Consider the following 1748-nt stretch of genomic DNA (forward strand, 5'->3'; position numbering starts at 1 on the left):
CCTGCATTCCCATATAGTGTAACGATAATCCTACTTAAAACTGCCGAAAACACTTATATACAGCGGTTTTTTTATTGACTTTATCCTCGTTACATATTATAATATATGTAACGAGGAGTTGGCAGCCATGGGCATTGTTTATCAGACGAACAAAAAGACCGGCATTACCTACGTGTATCGCAACGAACCGTATTGGGATAAAGAAAAGAAACAATCACGGGCTAAACGAACGCTCATCGGGAAACTGGATTCAGAGACGAGAGAGATTATTCCCACACGCGCGTATAAGAAAAAAGAAGCACGTCAAGCAGAACAGGTGAAACCAGGCCCTGTCCCCATCACACGGATGCGACGCACCTTTTATGGTGCGAGTTACCTTTTTGATCAGATTGGCAAACTAACTGGCGTCCGTGAGGACTTAAAAGCTTGCTTTCCTGACACCTACAAACAAATTTTATCCATTGCTTATTACCTTATCCTTGAAGGAAAAAATTCATTAAGCCGTTTCTCCCATTGGCAGAAGCTTCATGCGCATCCCTTTGGTCAAGATATTCCCTCCCAGAGAAGCAGTGATCTCTTTCAATTGATCGATGAAGAAGGTCGTATGACCTTCTTCCAGAAGCAGGGAAAACGCCGGATTGAAAAAGAATATTGGGCCTTTGACAGCACCTCGATCTCAAGCTATTCGGATACCCTGAAACAAGTAAAGAACGGGAGAAATAAAGAACACGATTTCTTGCCTCAGATCAATCTAGCGCTTCTATTTGGGGAACAATCAGGGCTTCCTTTTTACTACCGAAAACTTCCGGGGGCGATTACAGATGTCCAAACGGTGCGGCAATTGATGGCTGAATTTGACGTCATGGGCTATAAAAAAGTGAACGTCGTGATGGACAGAGGCTTTTATAGCCGTGAGAATATCAATGCCCTCTATCGGCATCATCAGAAATTTATTATTGGCGTGCAGGTGCGGCTTAAGTTTGTTAAAACGGAGCTGGAGCAGGTGCGTGAAAAATTAAAGCTGTGGTCCAATTTTGATGCACAGTTCAACACCTACGGTGTCTGCCAAATGATCACGTGGGCGTATGAACAGGAACGGCCGTACAAAGGGGATGTCCTGAAAGGAAAAAGACGCGCGTACCTCCATTTGTTTTATAATCCTGAAAAAGCAGCGAAGGATCAGGCGGCTATGAACGATTATCTGACGGGACTTCATCAAGATCTTGTGGATCATACACTTAAAGAACACCGAATGAAGGATTACGCGACCTATTTTGAGGTGACAGAAACCCCGAAACGGGGTCGGAAAATAAAACCTAGAGAAGAGGCAATGCGCGAAGCAGCTAAAAATTACGGCTACTTTGCCTTGTTATCCAATGACGTCACCGATCCCTTTGAGGCATTATCCTTATACCGGAGTAAGGATATCGTTGAAAAAGCATTTGGCAACTTAAAAGAGCGACTCAATTTCAGAAGAATGCAGGTCTCCTCCGAACTTACATTGAATGGAAAAATTTTTGTTGAATTTATCGCTTTGATTTACTTGTCCTATGTGAAAAAAAGAATGCAAGATGCCCAGTTGTTTCATCAATGGACCTTGCAGGGCGTACTCGATGAACTGGACACCATCGAATGCTTCGAAGCTCCGGATCACGGACGGGTACTGGGTGAACTCACAAAGAAGCAAAAGGCGCTCTATGATGCTCTCGGTGTAAGTTATCCATCGTTATAAATTCCGGGAATTCAGG

The 1748-nt window shown here is 43.7% G+C and carries 1 protein-coding gene; it reads left to right on the forward strand.

Annotated features, from left to right (window positions below; translation table 11 throughout):
- Positions 1 to 127 precede the first annotated feature (127 nt).
- A complete protein-coding gene (locus tag E4665_RS17975) occupies positions 128 to 1732 on the forward strand; it encodes an IS1634 family transposase (protein WP_135350177.1) in 1605 nt (534 codons plus the stop codon).
- Positions 1733 to 1748: the final 16 nt, after the last annotated feature.

The organism is Sporolactobacillus shoreae (assembly GCF_004684935.1).
In the GTDB taxonomy this organism is placed as follows: domain Bacteria; phylum Bacillota; class Bacilli; order Bacillales; family Sporolactobacillaceae; genus Sporolactobacillus; species Sporolactobacillus shoreae.

Excerpts from the sequence above, each read along its gene's own strand:
- E4665_RS17975 (WP_135350177.1), top strand. The coding sequence starts at position 128 with ATGGGCATTGTTTATCAGACGAACAAAAAGACCGGCATTACCTACGTG.